The organism is Methylobacterium oryzae (assembly GCF_036441375.1).
GTDB classification, from domain to species: Bacteria; Pseudomonadota; Alphaproteobacteria; order Rhizobiales; family Beijerinckiaceae; genus Methylobacterium; species Methylobacterium oryzae_A.
In genome coordinates this window covers 631,883-652,941 of record NZ_MLCA01000006.1, presented here as the reverse complement: position 1 = coordinate 652,941, position 21,059 = coordinate 631,883, and the positions used below count along the sequence as shown (strand labels likewise).

Annotated in this window: 16 protein-coding genes; 11 read left to right on the top strand and 5 right to left on the bottom strand. The window is 70.2% G+C overall.

All coding sequences use genetic code 11. The features are described 5' to 3' along the window. Nucleotides 1–87: 87 nt before the first annotated feature. The 4 genes from MOTC310_RS13635 to MOTC310_RS13620 all read left to right on the top strand — a co-directional run bounded on the left by MOTC310_RS13635 (nucleotide 88) and on the right by MOTC310_RS13620 (nucleotide 4,663). Nucleotides 88–459: a DUF485 domain-containing protein gene (locus MOTC310_RS13635; RefSeq protein WP_331293370.1), complete on the top strand. Its 372-nt coding sequence runs from the start codon at nucleotides 88–90 to the stop codon at nucleotides 457–459. Beyond that, the gene (locus MOTC310_RS13630) at nucleotides 456–2,138 is read left to right on the top strand and encodes a cation acetate symporter (RefSeq protein ID WP_331302135.1); all 1,683 of its coding nucleotides are present in this window, start codon (nucleotides 456–458) and stop codon (nucleotides 2,136–2,138) included. The genes MOTC310_RS13635 and MOTC310_RS13630 overlap by 4 nt, the downstream gene beginning before the upstream one ends. A 294-nt stretch (nucleotides 2,139–2,432) precedes the next feature. Further along, a complete protein-coding gene (locus tag MOTC310_RS13625) occupies nucleotides 2,433–4,067 on the top strand; it encodes an MFS transporter (protein WP_331293372.1) in 1,635 nt (544 codons plus the stop codon). Nucleotides 4,068–4,522: 455 nt separating this feature from the next. Next, nucleotides 4,523–4,663 carry a hypothetical protein gene (locus tag MOTC310_RS13620; protein ID WP_331293373.1) on the top strand — a complete coding sequence of 47 codons (141 nt, stop codon included), beginning with the start codon at nucleotides 4,523–4,525 and terminating at the stop codon, nucleotides 4,661–4,663. A 6-nt stretch (nucleotides 4,664–4,669) separates the two neighbouring features. Here MOTC310_RS13620 and MOTC310_RS13615 read toward each other — a convergent pair whose 3' ends face one another. From MOTC310_RS13615 to MOTC310_RS13600, 4 genes are all read right to left on the bottom strand, one after another. Next, nucleotides 4,670–4,909, bottom strand: a complete 240-nt coding sequence (locus MOTC310_RS13615) for a hypothetical protein (RefSeq protein ID WP_331293374.1) — start codon at nucleotides 4,907–4,909, stop codon at nucleotides 4,670–4,672. A gap of 398 nt (nucleotides 4,910–5,307) precedes the next feature. Continuing rightward, nucleotides 5,308–6,906 carry a bifunctional phosphoribosylaminoimidazolecarboxamide formyltransferase/IMP cyclohydrolase gene (gene purH / locus MOTC310_RS13610; protein ID WP_331302134.1) on the bottom strand — a complete coding sequence of 533 codons (1,599 nt, stop codon included), beginning with the start codon at nucleotides 6,904–6,906 and terminating at the stop codon, nucleotides 5,308–5,310. Nucleotides 6,907–6,978: 72 nt separating this feature from the next. Next, complete coding sequence (locus tag MOTC310_RS13605; RefSeq protein ID WP_331302133.1) at nucleotides 6,979–8,727, bottom strand: heparinase II/III family protein; 1,749 nt, start codon at nucleotides 8,725–8,727, stop codon at nucleotides 6,979–6,981. Nucleotides 8,728–8,903: 176 nt separating this feature from the next. Continuing rightward, a complete protein-coding gene (locus MOTC310_RS13600) occupies nucleotides 8,904–9,866 on the bottom strand; it encodes a metal ABC transporter substrate-binding protein (protein WP_331302132.1) in 963 nt (320 codons plus the stop codon). A 154-nt stretch (nucleotides 9,867–10,020) separates the two neighbouring features. Here MOTC310_RS13600 and MOTC310_RS13595 point away from each other — a divergent pair, with 154 nt between their 5' ends. The 7 genes from MOTC310_RS13595 to MOTC310_RS13565 all read left to right on the top strand — a co-directional run bounded on the left by MOTC310_RS13595 (nucleotide 10,021) and on the right by MOTC310_RS13565 (nucleotide 19,877). After that, entirely contained in the window at nucleotides 10,021–10,566 is a 546-nt protein-coding gene (locus MOTC310_RS13595; RefSeq protein ID WP_331293378.1) for a Spy/CpxP family protein refolding chaperone, read from the top strand. A 92-nt stretch (nucleotides 10,567–10,658) separates the two neighbouring features. Beyond that, on the top strand, nucleotides 10,659–12,419 hold the full coding sequence (locus tag MOTC310_RS13590) for an ABC transporter ATP-binding protein (RefSeq protein ID WP_331302131.1): 1,761 nt from the start codon (nucleotides 10,659–10,661) through the stop codon (nucleotides 12,417–12,419). Between the two features lie 91 nt (nucleotides 12,420–12,510). Then, nucleotides 12,511–13,599 (top strand): branched-chain amino acid aminotransferase, encoded by a 1,089-nt coding sequence (locus MOTC310_RS13585; RefSeq protein WP_331302130.1) that lies wholly within the window; start codon nucleotides 12,511–12,513, stop codon nucleotides 13,597–13,599. Between the two features lie 183 nt (nucleotides 13,600–13,782). Beyond that, complete coding sequence (locus MOTC310_RS13580) at nucleotides 13,783–15,588, top strand: DEAD/DEAH box helicase family protein (RefSeq protein ID WP_331302129.1); 1,806 nt, start codon at nucleotides 13,783–13,785, stop codon at nucleotides 15,586–15,588. A gap of 134 nt (nucleotides 15,589–15,722) precedes the next feature. Continuing rightward, entirely contained in the window at nucleotides 15,723–17,009 is a 1,287-nt protein-coding gene (gene oxlT, locus MOTC310_RS13575; protein WP_331293382.1) for an oxalate/formate MFS antiporter, read from the top strand. Nucleotides 17,010–17,154: 145 nt separating this feature from the next. Continuing rightward, nucleotides 17,155–18,900, top strand: coding sequence for an oxalyl-CoA decarboxylase (gene oxc, locus MOTC310_RS13570; protein WP_331293383.1), 1,746 nt, complete (start codon nucleotides 17,155–17,157; stop codon nucleotides 18,898–18,900). Between the two features lie 281 nt (nucleotides 18,901–19,181). Beyond that, nucleotides 19,182–19,877, top strand: coding sequence for an alpha/beta hydrolase (locus tag MOTC310_RS13565; protein WP_331302128.1), 696 nt, complete (start codon nucleotides 19,182–19,184; stop codon nucleotides 19,875–19,877). A gap of 3 nt (nucleotides 19,878–19,880) precedes the next feature. Here MOTC310_RS13565 and MOTC310_RS13560 read toward each other — a convergent pair whose 3' ends face one another. Then, nucleotides 19,881–21,059, bottom strand: a complete 1,179-nt coding sequence (locus MOTC310_RS13560; protein WP_331302127.1) for an HPP family protein — start codon at nucleotides 21,057–21,059, stop codon at nucleotides 19,881–19,883.

The following is a 21,059-nucleotide window of genomic DNA, read 5'->3' as shown; positions in this document are numbered from 1 at the left end:
GGGGCGGCGCCCGCCTCCAACAAGAACCATCGATTGCAACGCGACGAACCGGGGGGCCGAGAGCATGCCCTCGCGGGAGGAACAGCCATGAGCGGCACGACACTCGACCTGCGAGGGCGCACGGCGCCCCCGGGAACACGCCCACTCGGAACCGACGTCGATCCGCAGGTCGAGCGGATCGTCCGGGCACCGGAATTCCAGCAGCTCGTTCACGAGCGCACCCGGTTCGCCTGGACCCTGACGATCCTGATGCTGGTGGTCTATTTCGGCTTCATCGGCCTAATCGCCTTCGACAAGTCGCTGCTCGCCGTGAAGGTCGGCGGGACCGCCTCCCTCGGCCTGTTCGTGGGCGTGTTCGTGATCCTGTTCGCCTTCGCGCTCACGGGCATCTACGTGGCCCGGGCCAACACGCGCTTCGACGCGCTGAGCGACGCCCTGAAGCGGAGTGTCGCGCGATGAACCGGCTGTTCCTCGGCCTGACGCTCGCCGTGATCGCGGCGAGCGCGGCCTACGCCGCCGGCCCGGATCTCGGCGCCGTGCAGCAATCGGCCACGAACTGGCCGGCCATCCTGATGTTCCTGTTCTTCGTGCTGCTGACGCTCGGCATCACCTACAAGGCCGCCAAGGGCACCAAGTCGGCCGCCGACTTCTACGCGGCGGGCGGCGGCATCTCGGCCGGCACGAACTCGCTGGCGATCGCCGGCGACTACATGTCGGCGGCCTCGTTCCTGGGCATCTCGGGCCTCGTCTACACTTCGGGCTTCGACGGGCTGATCTACTCGACGGGCTTCCTGGTCGGCTGGCCGATCGTGCTGTTCCTGATCGCGGAGCGCCTGCGCAACCTCGGCAAGTTCACCTTCGCCGACGTGGCGAGCTTCCGCCTCGACCAGACCTCGATCCGCATCATCTCGGCGGTCGGTACCCTGGTGGTGGTGGCGTTCTATCTGATCGCCCAGATGGTCGGCGCCGGGAAGCTGATCCAGCTCCTGTTCGGCCTGCCCTACCTCTACGCGGTGATCATCGTCGGCGTCCTGATGATCGTCTACGTCGCCTTCGGCGGCATGAAGGCGACCACCTGGGTGCAGGTGATCAAGGCCTGCCTGCTGCTCGGCGGCGCGACCTTCATGGCCGGCGCGGTGCTGCTGAAGTACGGCTTCAACCCGGAGGTGCTGTTCGCCAGCGCCGTGCAGGTCCACCCGAAGGGCGACGCCATCATGGCGCCGGGCGGCCTCGTGTCGAACCCGGTGGAGGCGATCTCGCTCGGCGTCGGCCTGATGTTTGGCACCGCCGGCTTGCCGCACATCCTGATGCGGTTCTTCACGGTCTCGGACGCCCAGGCCGCGCGCAAGTCGGTGTTCTACGCCACCGGCCTGATCGGCTACTTCTACATCCTGACCTTCATCATCGGCTTCGGCGGCATCGCCCTGCTGATGTCGGATCCGGTCTACTTCAAGCTCGGCCCGGCCGGCGCGTTCGACAAGCTGAAGGACATGATCGGCGGCACCAACATGGTGGCGGTGAACCTCGCCAACGCGGTGGGCGGTCCGTACTTCCTGGGCTTCATCTCCGCCGTGGCCTTCGCGACGATCCTGGCGGTCGTGGCCGGCCTGACGCTCGCCGGCGCCTCGGCGATCAGCCACGACCTCTACGCCCAGGTGATCGCCCGCGGGCGGACGACCGAGAAGCACGAGGTCAACCTGTCGAAGATCTCGGCCGTGGTGATCGGGATCGTAGCGATCTACCTCGGCTACGTGTTCGAGAACCAGAACGTGGCCTTCATGGTCGGCCTCGCCTTCGCGGTGGCGGCGAGCTGCAACTTCCCGGTTCTGGCCATGTCGATCCTGTGGCGCGGCACCACGACCTGGGGCGCGCTCGCCGGCGGCCTCGTCGGCCTGCTGACGGCGGTGGTCATGGTCGTGCTGTCGAAGGCCGTTTGGGTGACGACGCTGGGCAACCCCGCCCCGCTCTTCCCCTACGACAACCCGGCTTTGTTCTCGATGCCGCTCGCCTTCGCGACGATCTGGGTCGTGTCCCTCATGGACAAATCCCGCCGAGCCCAGCGCGAGCGGGCCGCCTTCGAGGCGCAGTACGTGCGCTCCGAGACCGGGATCGGGGCGGCCGGCGCGCACGCGCACTGATCCCGGTCCGGAGCATCGAACAGGTGGAGGGCGCGGCGCGAGCCGCGCCCTTCTTCATTTCCGGCACACCCGCGTAAGCACCCGTGTTGATAGGGTTCTTCACGTTCGCTTTACCGGTTGACCTCCCCGGCCCTTGCGATAACGCATATGTGATCTGCGCTGCGCGCAGGGCCGTCCGCGAGAACGGGCGGTGAAGGGGCGATCCGGGTCCCGGTGCGCCCGCATGCGTCTGGGAGGACCTGTTTCATGGCTGTGGCAACCGCGATCCCGCGGACCGGAGACGCCGCGAGGCCGATGACGTCGGCCGAGAAGCGCGTGATCTTCGCGTCCTCGCTCGGCACCGTGTTCGAGTGGTACGACTTCTATCTCTACGGCTCGCTGGCGGCGATCATCGGCGCGCAGTTCTTCTCGGCCTACCCGCCGGCCACGCGCGACATCTTCGCGTTGCTGGCCTTCGCAGCCGGCTTCATCGTCCGGCCCTTCGGCGCCCTGGTCTTCGGCCGCGTCGGCGATCTCGTCGGCCGCAAGTACACCTTCCTCGTCACGATCCTGATCATGGGCCTGTCGACCTTCATCGTCGGCATCCTGCCCAACGCGGCGACCATCGGCATCGCGGCGCCGATCATCCTGATCGTCCTGCGCCTCGCCCAGGGCCTCGCCCTCGGCGGCGAGTATGGCGGCGCCGCCACCTACGTGGCCGAGCACGCCCCCAACGGCCGGCGCGGCTTCTACACGAGCTGGATCCAGACGACCGCGACGCTGGGCCTGTTCCTGTCCCTCCTCGTTATCCTCGCGACCCGGACCTTCACGGGCGAGGCCGCCTTCGCCGAGTGGGGCTGGCGCATCCCGTTCCTGGTCTCGGTGCTGCTGCTCGGCATCTCGGTCTGGATCCGCCTTCAGCTCTCCGAGTCCCCGGCCTTCCAGAAGATGAAGGACGAGGGCAAGACCTCGAAGGCGCCGCTCACGGAGGCGTTCGGCCAGTGGCGGAACGCCAAATTCGCCGTCATCGCCCTGTTCGGGCTCGTCGCCGGCCAGGGCGTGGTCTGGTACACGGGCCAGTTCTACGCGCTGTTCTTCCTGCAATCGATCCTCAAGGTCGACGGCTACACGGCGAACCTGCTGATCGCGTGGTCGCTGCTCCTCGGCACCGGCTTCTTCGTGGTATTCGGCTGGCTGTCCGACAAGATCGGCCGTAAGGTCATCATCCTGGCGGGCTGCGCCATCGCGGCGGCGACGTTCTTCCCGATCTTCAAGGGCATCACCTCCACGGCGAACCCGAAGCTCGAGGCGGCGATCGAGAACGTGAAGGTGACGGTGACGGCCGATCCGGCCGCCTGCGGAACCCTGTTCAACCCGGTCGGGACCCGGGTATTCACCCAGCCCTGCGACCTCGCCCGCGACTTCCTGTCGAAGTCGTCGGTCCGCTACACGACCGTGCCCGGCGCGGCCGGCCAGCCCGCCACGATCCGGGTCAACGATACCGAGATCGCCTACCCGCAGGGCGGCAACGCCGAGGCCAACAAGGCCACGGCCGCCGCGCTCCAGGCCGCGGGCTACCCGAAGGCTGGCGACCCCGAGATCGTCAAGATGTCGAACCCGTTCGACATCTTCCGGCCGCAGGTCGCGCAGGTGATCGGCCTGCTGTTCATCCTCGTGCTCTTCGTCACGATGGTCTACGGCCCGATCGCCGCCATGCTGGTGGAGCTGTTCCCGACCCGGATCCGCTACACCTCGATGTCGCTACCCTACCATATCGGCAACGGCTGGTTCGGCGGCCTCCTGCCGGCGACCGCCTTCGCCATGGTCGCGCAGACCGGCGACATCTATTTCGGCCTCTGGTACCCGATCGTCATCGCGGTCGCGACGGTGATCATCGGCGTGTTCTTCGTGCCTGAGACCAAGGATCGCGACATCTTCGCCGATACCTGATCGGTCCGTTTCGACCGTACCGCGGTCCGCCCCGCATCACCAGCGCCCAGGCAGCTCACGCTGCCTGGGCGCTGCAGTTCGGAGCCGTGACCCGGCACCGTCCCGCTTGTGTCGAGCCTGCAACGCCGCTGCGAAATAGCGATCCGTGCGGTTCATCACGGATTGCGCTTGGTCCGATCTTATACGGAGGTGGCCAGTATCGAGACCCGGCACAAGCGCGGCTCCATCAGACGGAGCCGCGACGCCAATTGTCTTCGAGCCAATTTTGCACGTTGTATGAGGCGAGTTGTTGCAACTTGAAGTGAATTATCGGGCAAACCCCGACTTTCCGAGGGGCGCGCCAAATGTATCATCCTGTACAAAATTTAACCTGCCGACAATCGGCCCGGTGGAACCCTATGCGGTACAAGGCCGTATCAGATTTCCCTTCGCCACGGGCTTCTGGGATCTCGAACGTGAACAACGTCCTGGCACATCTGCGCCGCAAGCCCGGCACGAAGCCACCGCTTCTATTTGTGATTATCTGGTCTCTCGCCGCCGTCGGGATTTGGATTCTTATCAACAGTCTCGCCGGCCGGCTGGTCTGGTGGTGGTGATGCGGTTCAACTGCTCCGGTTGTCCTCGGGGTGGCCGTTGAGGTAGGCGCCGAGGAGATAGCCCGCCTGATGCGCGGTCAGATATCCCCCCACGATCAGCACGCGCACCAGGTCGAGCCCGTAGACGGCCATGAACATCGTCATGGCGGCGAGCAGGATCACCGATGAGGTCATGCCGACGATGATCACCGAGTAGGATCGGCCGATCAGCCATCCCACGAGAAACAACAGCGCTGCGACCACCATCTCGTCACCGAACCCGGACTTGTTCCAGGAAGTTCTTCACACGAGCTTCCGGCGCATATCCGCGCGATGATGGCGTGCGTTCGAGAGAATTTCAACCCGCACGGCAAATGCCGAACATATTCGCAAAGACGGGAATATTACACCGGCAATAATGCCCAAAAAATAGCATTCCCGGATGTCGGCCATCCATTGCCGAGCTTCCCTCGCACTCGGACCTGTTCACGGCGATGCTGGGCAGAATTGTGCGCAGGCCGGAAAATCGGCCCGGCCGGTACGATCACGGCGGATCGTTAACGGAGCGCGCCGGCGCAACGGCGAGACCTCCGCCGCGTCCCAGCCTATCCGGACGCGGCGGAGGTCTCGTGCCGTCACCGCAACCCGGAAGGCGGCCAGGCGGCTCAGTGTCGGAAGTGGCGGTGCCCCGTCAGGACCATGGCGAGACCGGCCTCGTCTGCGGCCGCGACGACGTCCGCGTCGCGCATCGAGCCGCCGGGCTGGATCACCGCGGTGGCGCCCGCCTCGGCCGCCGCCATCAGACCGTCCGCGAACGGGAAGAACGCGTCCGAGGCCACCACCGAGCCGACCGCGAGGCTCTCGGAGAGCCCGAGACGCTTCGCCCCCTCGGCCGCCTTCCAGGCGGCGATGCGCGAGGAATCGACCCGCGACATCTGACCCGCGCCGATGCCGACCGTGGCGCCCGCCTTCGCGTACACGATGGCGTTCGACTTGACGTGCTTGGCCACCCGGTAGGCGAACCGGAGATCTGCCAGCTCGGCCTCGCTCGGCGCACGCTTGGTCACGACCTTGAGCGGCATGTCGTCGACGACCGCCGCATCCCGGCTCTGGACCAGCAGCCCGCCCGCGAGCGTCCGCACGGTCTCGCCGACGGCCCGCGGGTCGGGCACGCCGCCGGCCAGCAGCAGGCGCAGGTTCTTCTTACCGGACACGATGGCCGCCGCCTCGGGCGTGGCGTCGGGGGCGATGATCACCTCGGTGAAGATCTCGACGATCCGGCGGGCCGCCTCGGCGTCGAGCGTGCGGTTCAGGGCGACGATGCCGCCGAAGGCGGAGGTCGGGTCGCAGCTCAGAGCCCGCTCGTAGGCGTCGAGCAGGCTGGCCCCCTCGGCGACGCCGCAGGGGTTGGCGTGCTTGATGATCGCCACGGCGGCGGTTCGAGCCGGATCGAACTCGGCCACGCACTCGTAGGCGGCGTCCGTGTCGTTGAAGTTATTGTAGGACAGCTCCTTGCCCTGGACCTGGCGGGCGGTGGCCACGCCCGCCCGGACCTTCCCGGGGGCGCGGTAGAAGGCGGCCGACTGGTGGGGGTTCTCCCCGTAGCGCAGCTCCTGGCCCAGGGCGCCGCCGAAGGCCCGGAACCGGGCCGGCGCATCGGCGCCGAAGCGGCCGGCCATCCAGTTGGCGATGGCGGCGTCGTAGGACGCGGTGCGGGCGAACGCCTTCTGGGCCAAGCTCCGACGCAGATCCGCGCCCAGCGCTCCGTCCTGCGCCTCCAGGGCGGCGAGAACGCCGGCATAGTCCGAGACGTCCGTGACGACGGCGACGTCCGCGTGGTTCTTGGCCGCCGCCCGGATCATCGCCGGACCGCCGATATCGATGTTCTCGATGCAGTCCGCATCCGACCGGTCGGCCGCGATGGTGGCCTCGAACGGGTACAGGTTCACCACGAGGAGATCGATGGCGCCGATACCGTGCGCGGCGAGCGCGGCCTGGTGCTCCGGGTTGTCGCGGATGGCGAGCAGGCCGCCGTGGACCGCCGGGTGCAGCGTCTTGACCCGGCCGTCCATCATCTCCGGGAATCCCGTCAGGTCGGCGACCTCGGTCACCGGCAGGCCGGCCTCCTGCAGGGCCCGGTGGGTGCCCCCGGTCGAGACCAGCGCGATGCCGCGGGCGTGGAGCGCCCGGGCGAAGTCGACGAGGCCGGTCTTGTCCGAGACCGAGAGGAGCGCGCGGGAGACCCGCACCTGATCGTGCGCCATAGCTTCGTGCCGAAAGTTCGAGATTTCCCGGCGCGGTAGCATGGAAACGGTGAGCCGGGCCAGTCGGCACGGTCAGGGGGCCACCCCGCGAAGCGGCGCCGAGGCCCGGCGCTCGAAGCTCCACCGGACCTCGACATCGTCGGACACCCGCAGATGGAGGGCGATCTGGTCGGTCCGGCGCGGCCCGGTCAGGCCCGAGAAGTAGACGCTCTCCTCGATGGCGATCTCGGCGTTCTCGGCCCGGAACACCCAGACCTCCCCGAGCGCCGAGGCGAGTTCCAGTCCGTCGGGGATGCTGCGCACCGCGATGCCGGGATGGAGGTGAAAGCGGATCGCCACATCCTGCGGGCGCAGCCGCCGTCCGCGGCTCAGCCCCTTGCCCTGGCGCAGGAAGGCGTCGCGACCCTCCAGGCGCGCCGCCGCGTGGAACAGCTGCCAGCGGCGCTCGTGCACGATGCCGAAATCGGGTCCGTAGCCGTCGTGCCGGGCCGCGAGGACGACGCTGTCGGACTCCTCGGCCCGCTCGGCGGCCACCGCCGACGGACCGCTCAGCACCACCGGCCCGCGCCGGCGGATCAGCCAGTCGGCCAGGAGCCGCTCGCCCCACCACCCGGTGCGCGTGAGGAACCGGCAGGACGAGGCGTGGGCCACCGAGGCCGTGGAATGGGCCGGCGTCGAGCGGGCGAGGAGGCGCAGGTCGGCCCCGCTGGCCGGCAGGCCGCAATTGACCACGATACGCTGCGGCCCGCTCGACATCTCGAAGGCGAGGCATCCCGCGCCGGCATTTACCGAATAGGGCAGCGGCGGGCTCGCGCCGACATCGGCCACGATCACGACCCGGCCGCCCTCCAGGCGTTCGTAGCCCGAATTCGGCGCGTGCATCAGCGGCCGCGCGAGCGCGCCGTCGTAGACGAGCAGGGTCGCCAAGTGGTCCGCGTCCGTGGCGCCCATGCCGTTGAAGTGGCTGAGCGAGGCGTCCGGGTGGCGCAGGAGCCGCAGCAGCGGCAGCATCCGGTCGACCGCGCGCAGGAGCGCGAGCGGCGGCTCGACGCTGCGGCTCAGGTAGCTCTGGCGCAGGGGCAGCAGGTCGAGGAGGAGCTCCATGGCGAAGCGCGGATCGCGGGAGCGGTGGCCGCCGTCGGTCAGGATCTGCCGGTCGAGCTCTCGTGTCAGGATGCGGGTCGCCCGGCGCAGGATCGGCTGGATGCCGTCGCAGCACAGCCCGGCGTAGCAGAGCGCCACCGCGGCGTTCAGGCGCCATTGCGGCGGCACGCCTCGCCGGAGGTCGCGCTCGAGCTGCTGCGCGTTGCGGCCGATCGCCTTCAGGAAGCTCTGGTAGAAGCCGTGGTCGGCGCCCTCCAGCACGAGGGGCGACTGGCACAGGAACGAGATCAGCCGGCGGGCCGCCACCGGTGTCTGCCGAGCGAGCACCGCGTCGCCCCGGCCGGCGATGAAATCCGCCACGAAGGCGCGGGCATTGGCCCGGGCGAGCGCGGTGTCGGCGGCGCGCAGGTGGCGCAGCCAGCCGAATCCGTAGAGTTCGTCGGCCCATTCCGGCGAGGGCGCCGCGTAGTCGAAGGGCGATCCGCCGCTCGCCGCCAGCGACCGGCCGGCGAACACGAACAACCCCGCATAGATGTCGTCCGCGAAGGTCGCGTCGGAGGTGCGCAGGTCCTGCGGCGCGATCACCAGCCCGGCCACGCGCATCCGGGCGAGGATGTCGGGCGGGGCAGTGACTTTGGCCCCGGCGGCGCGGACCGCGCGCGCGGCCTCGCGCGCGACGAGCCGATAGAAGCGCCAGCGGTCAGGCCCCCAAGCCACGCGATCTCCGAGCTACGCGTTCTGACAAGGCCCCAAGGCCTTGAGCCCTCGCGTACGAGGATCGGCTGGCACCCGTTTCGTAAGGCTAGTGGGGGCCTCTTAACCGGCGGTTTACGCTATGTCATGTCCGACGCCGTGAAGGCGAACGGTGCCGGCCGCCCGCCTCCGCGGCGGGGCTAGCCCGGCATCAGCGCGGCGTCGAACGCCCGCAGATTCGACCGCATCAGGTCGAGATAGGTCGGGGCCGGACCGTCAGGCGCCGAGAGCGCGTCGGAATAGACCTTGCCGCCGATTCGGGCGCCGCTCTCGCGGGCGATCTGCTGCATCTGGCGCGGGTCGCTGATGTTCTCGAGGAACACCGCCGGCACGCGCTCCTTCCGGATCTGGCGGATGATCGCGGCCACGTCCCGCGGGCTCGCCTCGCTGTCCGTCGACACGCCCTGCGGCGCGATGAAGCGCAGACCGTAGGCCGCCGCGAAGTAGCCGAAGGCGTCGTGGGTCGTGATGATCCGCCGCCGCTCCGGCGGGATGCGGGCGATCGCCGCCCGGACGTCCCGGTCCAGCGCATCGAGCCCGGCGAGGTAGTCGGCCGCCGCCTCGCGGTAGAAGGCGGCATGGGCCGGATCGACCTTGGCGAGGCCGTCCCGGATGTTCGCCACGTAGATCCGCACGTTGGCGACGTCCTGCCAGGCATGTGGGTCCACGGCGCGGTCTCCGTGCCCATGCCCGTGGTCGCCGTCGCTCCCGCCGTCGCCGTCGCCGTGGGCGTGCTCGTCCTGGGCCGGGATCGGCTTCACGCCCGCGGAGGCCGTCACCACGGGGGCGCGCGTGCCGGAGGCCCGGATCAACCGGTCGAACCAGCCCTCCAGACCGAGGCCGTTGACGAACACGATGTCGGCTTCGGCGAGCTTGCGCGCGTCGGCCGGGGACGGGCTCAGACCGTGGGCGTCGGAGTCCGGACCGACCAGCGTCGCCACCGCCACGTGCGATCCGCCGACCTGCCGGACGAGGTCGCCCAGGATCGAGAAGGTCGCGACCGCCCGGACCGGCGCGGTTTCCGCCGCGACCGCCGCCGGACCCGCGAGGGCGAACCACAGGGACAGAACCGCGAGCGCCGTGATCCGGAATGTTGTCGTCACGCCCCGCACCGCTCCGCCTGCCCGCACCCACCTCGCGCCTGCCAGTAATGTAACATTGTTACATACACAAGCGGGATACATGCCGGGCGCTCCATGAGGGGCATCGGGCGCCGTCGCGGGCCGCGACGCAGCCCGAGCCTAAACGGAGATGTCCATGTCCCGACGTTTGAGAGCGGCCATCGTCGTCAGCGGTGCCCTCGGCCTGGGGCTCGCCGGCGCGGCCTTCGCGCATGATCACGGGCCCGGCGGGTTCCGAGGCCACGGGCGCTGGAGCGCGCTGAGCCCTGAGGACCGCGCCGCCTTCACGGATGCCCGCATCGCGGCCCTGCATGCCGGCCTCAAGCTCAATCCCGACCAGGAGAAGCTGTGGCCGCCGGTGGAAGCGGCGATCCGCGACATGGCGAAGCTGCGCCAGCAGCGCCGCGAGGCGATGCGCGACCGGCCGAAGTTCAGCGACGACGCCCCGGCGGCGTTGCGCGCGATGGCGGACGCGGCGAGCGCGCGCGGCGACGCCCTGCGCAAGCTCGCCGACGCGTCCCAGCCGCTCTACGCAAGCCTCGACCCGGATCAGAAGCGGCGCGCCATGATCCTCGCCCGGCCCATGGGTCCGATGGGCGGCCACGGCATGCGGGGCGGCTGGCACCGCGACCGCGGCGACGATCACGGCGACGATCGCGGGCCGCGCGGCGACGACCGCTGAGCAAAAGCCTTGATCCGCGGCGGCGGCGGCGGCACACCGCTGCCGCCGCGCCTCCTGCCCGAGGGCGGCACTGACCCGACCCGGTAGGTTTCATGGCGCGCCTTCCCGGCGACACGGCCCCCCTCCTCGCCCGGCTCTGGCGCACCTGGCTGTACCCGCACCGGGCCACCCTGGCGGTAGTGCTGGTCCTGATCGCGCTGGTGGGCGCCTCGACCGGGCTCTACCCGGCGCTGATCAAGGCCGCCTTCGACGCCTTCGACCGCAAGGACGCGGCCGCCATCGCGTACGGACCGCTGGTGGTGATCGTGGTCACGGCCACGCGCGGCTTCGCCCTTTACGGGCAGACGGTGCTGACCAACCGCGTCGTGACCCGGGTCGAGGCCGACATGCAGGCGGCGCTCTACGGGCACCTGATCGAGTCGGATCTCGCCCAGCTCGGCCGCGAGAGCCCGGCGGCCCTCACCCAGCGCTTCACCACCGACTTCGCCTTCATCAAAGAGGCGCTGACCCGAATCTCGACGGTGCTGCTGCGCGACATCGCCATGCTGATCGGGCTCGTCGCGGCGCTGATCTGGATGGATCCGGTGCTGACCCTTGTGGCCGGCGTCACGGTGCCGTTCGTGGCCGGGCCGATCGGGCGGATCGGCCGGAAGCTCCGGCGGGTCTCGACCTCGACGCAGGAGCAGATGGGCGCCACCGCCAGCCTCATTTCCGAGAGCCTGCAGGGCGCCCGGGTCGCCAAGACCTACGCGATGGAGACCTACCTCAAGGGCCGTGCCGCCGCCGCCCTCGACGAGGTGCGCCGCCTCAAGATGAAGGCCGCCAATGCCCGCGGCCGCCTCGACCCGCTCCTGGAGATCGGAGGCGGCATCGCGGTGGCGGGCGTGCTGGTGCTGGTCGGACAGCGTGTGCTGGCCGGGGAGAAGACGGTCGGCGACTTCACGGGCTACGTGGCGGCGCTGCTGCTCGCGGCGCAGCCGGCCCGCGCGCTGGGCAATCTCAACGCCATCCTGCAGGAGGCCGCCGCCGCGCTGCGGCGCTACTTCGACGTGATGGACGAGATGCCCACGATCCGCGAGGCGCCGGACGCCCGGCCGCTGGCCGTCACGGGCGGCGCGATCCGGTTCGCGGACGTGCGTTTCCGCTACCGGCCGGACGCGCCGGCGCTGGAGGGCATCGACCTCGCGGTTCCGGCCGGCTCCGTGACGGCGCTCGTCGGGCGCTCGGGCTCCGGGAAATCCTCGCTGCTCAACCTGGTTCCGCGCCTCTACGACGTCACCGGCGGCGGCGTGACCATCGACGGCCAGGACGTCCGGACCGTGACGCTGGCCTCGCTGCGCGCCGCGGTGGCAGTGGTCTCGCAGGAGGTCGTGCTGTTCGACGACACGGTCGCCGCCAATATCGGCTTCGGCCGGCCGGGGGCGACGCGCGCGGAGATCGAGGCGGCGGCCGAGGCCGCCGCGGCCCACGGCTTCATCTCGGCCCGGCCGGAGGGCTACGCGTTCCGGGTGGGCTCGGGCGGCGGCCGGCTCTCCGGCGGCGAGCGGCAGCGGGTGGCTCTCGCCCGCGCCTTCCTCAAGGACGCGCCGATCCTGCTCCTCGACGAGGCGACCTCGGCCCTGGATTCCGAATCGGAGCGCCTGGTCCAGGAGGCGCTGACCCGGCTGATGCGCGGCCGGACCACGCTGGTGATCGCCCACCGGCTCTCGACGGTGCGCGAGGCCGATCAGATCGTCGTGATGGACGCCGGTCGCGTCGTCGAGACGGGGCACCACGACGACCTGCTCGCGGCGGGCGGCGCCTACGCACGCCTCCACCGGTTGCAGCTGTCGGAGCCCGCGCCCGCCGAGTGACTCGCATATGCGGCGACGCCGTCATGCGCCGGCTCCGTAGATTCGCGCGCCGGAGCGCGCCATAAGGGCCTCAGTCGATGAGGACCACACCGTGAGCGACCTGACGTTCGAGTTCCAAAGCCATCCCGCGCCGCGGACCGCCGAGGAGCGGGCCGCGCTGATGGCGAATCCTGGCTTCGGCAAGGTGTTCACAGACCACATGGTGGTGGCGCGGTACACGGCCGGTCGCGGCTGGCACGACGCGCGGATCCAGGCCCGCGAGGCCATCCCGCTCGATCCCGCCGCCGCGGTCCTGCACTACGCGCAGGAGATCTTCGAGGGTTTGAAGGCTTACCGCACCGCCGACGGCGGCGCGGCCCTGTTCCGGCCGGAGGCCAATGCGCTGCGCTTCCGCCGCTCGGCCGAGCGCATGGCGATGGCGCCCTTCCCCGAGGACGCCTTCGTGGAGGCGATGCGCAAGCTCGTCGAGATCGACCGGGCCTGGATTCCCGACACGCCGGACGGCAGCCTCTATCTCCGCCCGTTCATGATCGCCAGCGAGGCGTTCCTCGGGGTCAAGCCGGCCTCGGAATACCTGTTCGTGACGATCGCCTCTGCGGTGGGATCGTACTTCAAGGACCCGACCGGGACCGTCACGGTGTGGATCTCGGAGCACTTCACCCGCGCGGCCCCGGGCGGAACTGGCGCGGCGAAGTGCGGCGGCAACTACGCCGCGAGCCTCGCGGCGCAGTCGGAAGCGGCGTCCCAGGGCTGCGAGCAGGTGGTGTTCCTCGACGCGGCCGAGCGCCGCTACGTCGAGGAGCTCGGAGGCATGAACGTGTTCTTCGTCTTCGAGGACGGCACGCTGGTGACGCCGCCGCTCTCGGACAGCATCCTGCCCGGCATCACCCGCGACTCGGTGATAACCCTGGCCCGGGAAGCCGGCCTGACCGTCAGGGAGGAGCCCTACACGATCGACGCGTGGCGCGCCGACGTGCGGGAGGGCCGCCTGACCGAGGCCTTCGCCTGCGGCACCGCCGCGGTGATCACGCCGATCGGCACCGTGAAGGGCCGGGAGGAGAGCTTCACGATCGGGAACGGCAAGGCCGGCCCCGTGGCCCAGCGGCTGCGGAGCCTGCTGGTCGACATCCAGCGGGGCAACTCCAATGACGCCCATGGCTGGTTTCAGAAGATCTTCTAGGAGCCTTCGCCCGCCCGCGGCGGTGTGGTCGACGTCGGAACGGCTGGGTTCGCCACTCGGACCCGGCACGCGCCTGTCCAGCTCTCATCCTGAGCGCACGGCCGCCTCCGGGGCCGCCGTGCGGCCCCGCGGCTTTAGGCGCACCGACCGGAGCGTCCGGCTCGCGATACGGCTGCCGCGCGCGTGACGGACGCGGCAGTTCCTCCTCCTGAACCCGCCATCGGTCCCTGGAACCCGGGCGTCCGGTCGGATCTGCCGTCCGCGTTCCTGCCCCTCGTCACCGTCTACCGTCCCGAGCACGTCGAGACGCCGCTCCGCGACGCCCTGGACCTGAGCGACCTCTGCGGGCTGCCCGCCCGCCAGCTCACCCGGTTCCGCGCCGGCCGCCTCGTCGTCCACGAGGTCCTGATCCGGGTCATGTCGGACCTGTCCGTGCCGGTCGGCGCGGTCTACGCCGATCTCGGCGTGAACTTCCGGGCCATCGTCGCCACGATCCTGCGCGAGGGCGTCGAGCCCCGCCTCGGCGAGGTCGAAGCCGCCCTCGCCGGGCTCCGCGCCGAGGCCGACGCGGTGCTCGCCCGCGAGGTCGCCGCCATCCTGGACGAGCGGCCGCCCGCCCCGCAGCCCGAGCCGCGCTGGCTCGACCGCCTCTTCGGCCGCCGTCCCCCGGCGACCGAGACCCCGCGTGAGGATCTCGCGACCCGCGCCCTGCGCCATCTCGAGACCTGGCAGCGGCGCGCCGCTGAAGCCGGCGACGGCCTGGAGATCGCGGCCTGCGAGGCCCTGCGCACCGTCGTGTCCGGCCTCATCGCCCGGCAGAACGCGGTCATCCGGGACGCGGCCCTGCTGCGGACCATCGCGGGGACGCTGGTCTCGAACGGCTACGGCAGCCGCCGCATCGGCGAGCAGATCGAGCCCTGGATCGCCGCGGTCGTGGAGGCGCGGAGCTACCGGCGGCTGGCGCCGCAGCATCACCCGGTGGTGATGAACGTGAAGGGCGCCTCCGCCTCCGGAAAGAGCACGATCCGTCCCTACCAGCTCGGCCTCGCCAAGCGCCTCGGCATGGCGTGGTCGGACTTCGCGGTGATCACTCCCGATGTCTGGCGCAAGTACCTCCTCGACTACGACAGCCTGGGCGCCGCCTCCCGCTACGCCGGGACGCTCACCGGCTACGAGGTCGAGATCATCGACATGAAGCTCGACCGCTACGTCACCCGCAAGGCGGCGGAGCGGCGGATCTCGAACTTGCTGATCGACCGGTTCCGGTTCGACAGCTTCCAGGCCGAGGCCGGATCCGACGGCGGCGGCCAGCTGCTCACCCGGTTCGGCGACCGGGTCTACATGCAGTTCATGGTGACACCCCCGGCCGACACCGTTGAGCGCGCCTGGATTCGCGGCGAGCTGTTCGGCCGCTACAAGGCGGTTGAGGACCTGCTCGCCCACAACGTCGAGGCCTATACCGGCATGCCGCGCCTGTTCTTCAACTGGGCGCTCGCCCGGGACAAGAAGGTGGTCTGCGAGTTCCTCGACAACAGCGTGCCGCTGGGCGAGCGCCCGCGCACCATCGCGTTCTGGGCGGACGGGATCCTCAACATCCTCGACGTGAAGGGGCTGATCGATATCGACCGATTCCGAAAGGTCGACATCTTCGCCCGCAGCGCCGAGGCGGTGTTCGAGAATGCCGACCTCTCGGCATCGGCCAACACCACCTTCCTGCGCGAATGCCTGCGCCGGATGGCGGTCGTCCGCTTCGTGCAGGCCGAGACCGGCCGGGCCATCCTGCGCCTCGACCGCGGGCGCATCACGGCGCTGGATCCGGCCACCCTGGCGGCGGTCAAGGCGGGTTCGGACTGGGAAGCCGCCTGCGCGGTCATCGGCTTCCCGGCCGATCCGGCCTCGATCCCCGCGCTCGATGAGACGCTGCACCCGGCCGACGCGCCGACGCTCGGTGCCTGGGGACCGGTTCCTCCGGCCGGCCAAACGGAATAATATCGCCGCCCTGACAGTTCACCCCGTCCGTCTCACGCTGGTATATTGCATACCTGGAACGGATGTGCATGATCTTAGGTGCACGAGAGACGCCGCCATAGCAAGGCCGCGCCGCCCAAGAGAGAGGCTCAGGGATGGAACGCCAGGATTCGCCCTCGGCGAAATGGTGGCAGCTCGCCTTCGGCGTGATCTGCATGGCCATGATCGCCAACCTTCAATACGGTTGGACCTTGTTCGTGGACCCGATCGACCAGCGCTACCATTGGGGCCGCGCGGCGATCCAGCTCGCGTTCACGCTGTTCGTCGCCACCGAGACGTGGTTGGTCCCGGTCGAGGCGTGGTTCGTCGACCGCTACGGTCCGAAGATCGTGGTCGCCTTCGGCGGCGTGATGATCGCCCTCGCCTGGACGATCAACGCCTACGCCGACAGCCTGTTCATGCTGTATCTCGGCGCCGTCATCGCCGGCATCGGTGCGGGCTCGGTCTACGGCACCTGCGTGGGCAACGCGCTCAAGTGGTTCCCCCACCGCCGCGGTCTCGCCGCCGGCGCCACCGCGGCCGGGTTCGGCGCGGGTGCCGCCATCACGGTGGTGCCGATCGCCCGGATGATCGCCTCCAGCGGCTACCAGGACGCGTTCCTGTACTTCGGCATCGGCCAGGGCGTCGTGGTGCTGGCCCTCGCCTTCCTGCTGCGCAAGCCGTCGACCAGCACGCCGGTCCAGCGCAAGAGCTCTCGCCTGCCGCAGACCAAGGTCGACCGCAGTCCCCGCGAGGCGGTGCGCACCCCGGTCTTCTGGGTGATGTACGCGATGTTCGTGATGGTCGCCTCGGGGGGCTTGATGGCGGCGGCGCAGATCGCCCCGATCGCCCACGACTTCCAGGTGGCCGGCGTGCCGGTGAACCTGTTCGGCCTCCAGATGGCGGCCCTGACGCTGGCGATCTCGCTCGACCGGATCTTCGACGGGTTCGGGCGGCCGTTCTTCGGCTACGTCTCCGACAACATCGGCCGCGAGAACACGATGTTCATCGCCTTCTCGACGGCGGCGCTCGCGGTGATCGTGCTCCTGACCTACGGGCACATCCCGATGGTCTTCGTGCTGGCCACCGCGGTGTATTTCGGGGTGTTCGGCGAGATCTACTCGCTGTTCCCGGCGACCTGCGGCGACACGTTCGGCTCCAAGTATGCCGCCAGCAATGCCGGCCTGCTCTACACCGCCAAGGGCACCGCGGCGTTCCTCGTCCCCTTCGCCAGCATCCTGTCGGCGGCCTACGGCTGGTCGGCGGTGTTCACGCTGATCATCGTCCTCAACGTGACGGCGGCCGCGATGGCGATGTTCTTGCTCCGCCCGATGCGGGCCCGCTACCTCGCCGCGACGGAGCACCCCGCGGCGCTGAGCGCCCAGCCGATCCGGGCGGCCTGATCGGCCCCCGTCTCACGACGTCGCCCAAGCGACGCGCCACCGCCACGGATCTCCCGCCCTCCCCCTCTTCGGGAGCGCGGGGGATCCTCCAGCCAGCCGGCGCCGAGAGCCGCCCGTACACACCGATCCTCCGGGAGAAACCGTGATGACCGCACTCGCCAAGATCGTCCACACCACCCCCGAGGTCGAGGCGGAGCCCGAGCTGACCGACGGCTTCCACCTCGTCATCGACGCGCTCAAGCTCAACGGCATCGAGACGATCTACGGCGTCCCGGGCATCCCGATCACCGATCTCGGCCGCATGGCGCAGGCCGAGGGCATGCGGGTGATCTCCTTCCGCCACGAGCAGCATGCCGGCAACGCCGCGGCGATCGCGGGCTTCCTCACCCAGAAGCCGGGCATCTGCCTCACGGTCTCGGCCCCGGGCTTCCTGAACGGCCTGACCGCGCTCGCCAACGCCACCACCAACTGCTTCCCGATGATCCTGATCTCGGGCTCCTCCGAGCGCGAGATCGTCGACCTGCAGCAGGGCGACTACGAGGAGATGGACCAGCTCGCCATCGCCAAGCCCCTGTGCAAGGCGGCCTTCCGGGTGCTGCACGCGGCCGATATCGGCATCGGCGTCGCCCGCGCGATCCGCGCGGCCTGCTCGGGCCGCCCGGGCGGCGTCTACCTCGACCTGCCCGCCAAACTGTTCGCCCAGGTGATGGACGCCGAGGCCGGCCAGAAGTCGCTCGTCAAGGTGATCGATCCGGCCCCGGCCCAGCGCCCGGCCCCCGAGGCGATCGCCCGGGCGCTCGAGGTCCTGAAATCCGCCAAGCGGCCGCTGATCGTGCTGGGCAAGGGCGCCGCCTACGCCCAGGCCGACGAGGCGATCCGTTCGCTGGTCGAGACCAGCGGCATCCCCTACGTGCCGATGAGCATGGCCAAGGGCCTCCTGCCCGACACCCACCCGCTCTCCGCCGGCGCGGCGCGCTCGACGGCGCTGAAGGACTCGGACGTGGTGCTGCTGATCGGCGCCCGGCTGAACTGGCTGCTGTCGCACGGCAAGGGCAAGAGCTGGGGCGAGCCGGGCTCGACCAAGTTCATCCAGATCGACATCGAGCCGCGCGAGATGGACTCGAACGTCGAGATCGTGGCCCCGGTGGTCGGCGACATCGCCTCCTGCGTGCAGGCGCTGCTCGACGGCATGGGCAAGGGCTGGCAGCAGCCCCCGTCCGACTGGATCGAGACGCTCAAGACCAAGCGCGAGGCGAACATCGCCAAGATGGCGCCGAAGCTCATGAGCAACGCCTCGCCCATGACCTTCCACGCCGCGCTCGGCGCGCTGCGCACCATCGTCAAGGAGCGGCCGGACGCGATCCTGGTCAACGAGGGCGCCAACACCCTCGACCTCGCCCGGGGCATCATCGACATGTACCAGCCGCGCAAGCGCCTAGATGTCGGCACCTGGGGCATCATGGGCATCGGCATGGGCTTCGCCGTCGCGGCCGCGGTCGAGACCGGGAAGCCGGTTCTCTGCGTGGAAGGTGACAGCGCCTTCGGCTTCTCCGGCATGGAGGTCGAGACGATCTGCCGGTACGGCCTGCCGGTCTGTATCGTGGTGTTCAACAACAACGGCATCTATCGCGGCACCGACACGGATCCGACCGGGCGCGACCCGGCCACGACGGTGTTCGTGCAGGATTCCCGCTACGACAAGATGATGGAGGCCTTCGGCGGCGTGGGCTACCACGTCACCACGCCGGACGAGCTGACCCGCGCGGTCAACGAGGCGATGAACTCGGGCCGCCCGGCCCTGGTCAACGCCGTCATCGACCCGGCCGCCGGCAGCGAGAGCGGCAACATCGGCAGCCTGAATCCGCAGAGCGGGATCAAGAAGAAGAAGTGAGGCCGAGACCCTCGCGAGATCTCTGATCCGAGACCATCGAAGCCGGGCTCGCGTGTCGAGCCCGGCTCTCTGCCTTGAATGGAACGGGGTCGCGGGTCTGCGCGGGGTGGCGTTCCGCCGAAGCTCCCGGCCACCGGGAGAACGTCGCCCGCACCGTCATCGCGAGCGAAGCGAAGTGACCCAGGGCAGCGCGGTCAGGTTCCGCGTGGAGCGACTGGCTCGCATCGCTGCGCTCGCGAGGACGGCGCCGGACCCGTCATCCGCTCGGTGACGGTGCATCCATGATCGATCCAGACCTCGCCGGCCGCCTGCATTTTCGCCACCGGCTTCCCGCCCGCGAGCCGCTGCCGCCAGGCCGGCACGATCTCGGCCTGTTCGTCGAGCGCGACGCGGTTCTGGTCGTCCCCGAGGGCCTCGATCCGCGCCGCCCCTGCCCGCTCGCGGTGCTGTTCCACGGCGGCGGCGGCAGTGCCGAACGGATCCTGCCGATGCTGGAGGAGCACGCCCGGACCGAGCGCTTCCTCCTCCTCGTCCCGCAATCGCTGTTCCCGACCTGGGACATCGTCATCGCCGGCCACGGGCCGGACCGGGAGCGGGTCGCGGCAGCCCTCGCGGCGGTGGCGGACCGATTCCTGATCGATCCGGGGCGGCTCTGCTTCGCCGGCCATTCCGACGGCGGCAGCTACACCCTCTCCCTGGGGCTCGCGAACGGCGACGTGGCGAGCCATCTGATCGTCTCGTCGGCCGGGTTTCTGTCGGTGCACCTGCAGGTCGGCGCGCCGCGCATCTTCCTGTCACACGGGACGCAGGATGAGCAGATCCCCATCGACCGGAGCGCCCGGGTCCACGTGCCGGCTCTGCGCGAGGCCGGCTACAAGGTCACCTACGTCGAGTATGACGGGCCGCACGCCCACCAACCGGACGTGGTGGCGCGGGCGGTCGCGTTCTTCCTGGGGGATCCGCCCGGCTGCGCCTGAGCCTCAGGCGAGAGCGGACCGGGCCGGCGCGCGCCCGCGGACCGGGGCTGCCGGAGCGTCGGCCTCAGACAGAAGGGCCGGGATCAGGTCCGTCTGCGAGACGATCCCGACGAGGCGGCCGCCAGCGTCGACCACCGGCAGGTGGTGGACGCCCGCCTTCGACATCCGCGGCACGAGTGCGGCGATGGGCGTGTCGGGACCGACCGGGTCGACCGCGCTCATGATGTCGGCGGCGCAGCCGTGGGGCGCCCGGCCCCGCTCGGCGGTGAGCCGCAGGCGGCGGCCGAGGCCGAGGCGCGGCCCGGCCCGATCCCAGGCGGCCTTGTCGAGGAGATCGGTCTGCGTGACGATGCCGAGGACGCGCGCGCCCTCGTCGGTGACCGGGAGCGCCTTGACCCGGTGACGGCGCAGCAGCCGCAGGGCCTCGGCCAGCGGTGCGCCCGGCGCCACCGCGATCACGTCGCGCGACATGATCGCCGCGCAGGTGATCGGTCCCGAGTGGCGGCCGTAGACCCGCATCTGCACGCGCCGCAGGATTTGCTCCAGATCGCTCCGGTCGACGTCGAGGAGCTGGTCGAAATCCTCCAGCGCGGCGTCGAGGTCCGAGGCTCGAAACCCCACCCGGGCGCCGGAGGGCGGATCGGCCGTCCGGGGCCCGGCCGGGCGGAGGTGCGGGTAGGCGCGCCCGGTGAGATTGTTGAACAGCAGGGCGGCCGTGAACAGCAGCAGCGAGTTGGCCGCGACCGGCCAGAGCACGAAGCCGTAGCCCAACTCACGGATCGCCGAGCCGCCCAGCACCGCCGTCAACGCCACGGCCCCGCTCGGCGGGTGCAGGCAGCGCAGCGCCATCATCAGGGCGATCGCCACCCCGATGGCGCAGGCAGCGGCGACGAACGGGTCGGCCACCAGTTGCGCCGCCGTGACCCCCACCAGCGCCGCCACGATGTTGCCGCCGAGGATCGACCAGGGCTGCGCCAGGGGGCTCGCCGGCACGGCGAAGAGCAGCACCGCCGAGGCGCCCATCGGCGCGATCAGGACCGGCAGCGCCTCGGCCGGGACGGAAGCCCGGCAGACCAGGCCGGTCGCCAAGATCCCCACGAGCGCGCCGGCGGCCGAGCGCAGGCGCTCGCGCTTACTGATCGGGGTCAGCTCCGGCAGGAAACGGCTGAGGAAGGCGCGCAT